Source organism: Vibrio sp. 1641, assembly GCF_033339995.1.
Lineage (GTDB): Bacteria > Pseudomonadota > Gammaproteobacteria > Enterobacterales > Vibrionaceae > Vibrio > Vibrio alginolyticus.
This window is the reverse complement of the sequence record NZ_JAWOVP010000184.1, coordinates 1-697: the sequence shown is the minus strand read 5'-3', so window position 1 is coordinate 697 and position 697 is coordinate 1. Positions and strand designations below refer to the sequence as shown.

General features: G+C 47.2%; 1 protein-coding gene. It reads left to right on the top strand.

The window, feature by feature from the left end; all coding sequences use genetic code 11:
* Positions 1-697 (top strand): flagellar filament capping protein FliD (gene fliD, locus R7Z47_RS24950; protein WP_318130777.1); only part of this gene is annotated, 697 nt, incomplete at both ends.

The following is a 697-nucleotide window of genomic DNA, read 5'->3' as shown; positions in this document are numbered from 1 at the left end:
TGCCATGCGTGAGTTCCGCACTGCGCTAAACGAAATGAACAGCAGCACAAACAGCATCATTAAAAACTCCTCCTCCTTCTCTCAAGAAGGCTACTTTACTGCAAATGCAGACGCTAAGGCTCTATCGGGTAGTTATCAGATATTCGTCGAGCAAGTAGCAACGTCACACCAAGTTTCTACTGGAATGCCAGCAGATCTAGACGCAACCACTGAAATCCCAAAAACAGGAAATCTTGAGTTCACCATCAACGGTAAAACAATGACGATTGATCTATCAACGGTCGATACCGACGGTGATGGTGTAACGACGGTGAGTGACCTAACGAAAGCGATCAATAACAACAGTGATAACCCAGGTGTAAACGCAACCTTGGTACGCTCAAATGGTCAGACTCACTTCATGCTTTCAAGCACTGAAACCGGCGTCGCTAACCAAATCAACGTGTCCGCAACGGGTACAGGCCAAGCGTGGTTTGAAGATGCATTCACAAACCTTAGTCAAATCAGTGCCCCCCAAGATGCCGTGATCTGGTTGGGTGCAGAGAAAACTGGTCTAAAACTCACTAACTCGAGCAATACGTTTGAAGGTGTTATCGATGGCGTAGACATTACCGTAACCAAGGCTCAGACCTCTGGAGAAACCGCGATTGGTTTAGGTATCGGCGCTGATGACGAAGCAACCAAAGAGCAGCTCAAT